Source organism: Moellerella wisconsensis ATCC 35017, assembly GCF_001294465.1.
Taxonomy (GTDB): domain Bacteria; phylum Pseudomonadota; class Gammaproteobacteria; order Enterobacterales; family Enterobacteriaceae; genus Moellerella; species Moellerella wisconsensis.
This window is the reverse complement of the sequence record NZ_LGAA01000054.1, coordinates 1-404: the sequence shown is the minus strand read 5'-3', so window position 1 is coordinate 404 and position 404 is coordinate 1. Positions and strand designations below refer to the sequence as shown.

The following is a 404-nucleotide window of genomic DNA, read 5'->3' as shown; positions in this document are numbered from 1 at the left end:
TTCTTCTTCAGGTTTTTCTGGGCTTCCCCGAACTGGCTGCGATGACATTCATCAAAAATAAAGACGACCTGTTTCTGGTAGACGGCTAAATCTGCATCCCCCTTCATCAGGTTATTCAGCTTCTGGATAGTCGTGACAATGATTTTATTGTCATCTTTATCGATATTACGTTTCAGTCCCGCGGTGCTGTCAGAGCCGTTGACGCTGTCAGGTGAGAAGCGCTGATACTCTTTCATGGTCTGATAATCTAGGTCTTTGCGGTCAACCACAAAGAATACTTTATCAATGAAATCAAGTTCAGTTGCGAGTCGGGCGGCTTTAAAGCTGGTCAGGGTTTTTCCTGAGCCTGTCGTATGCCAGATAAACCCGCCTCCGTCAGTGCTGCTCCATTTCTTTGACTGAAA

1 protein-coding gene is annotated in these 404 nt (G+C 45.8%); it reads right to left on the bottom strand.

Annotation, left to right across the window (positions count from 1 at the left end):
- On the bottom strand, positions 1 to 404 hold a 404-nt coding region (locus M992_RS14350; RefSeq protein WP_147638199.1), incomplete at both ends, for a DEAD/DEAH box helicase family protein.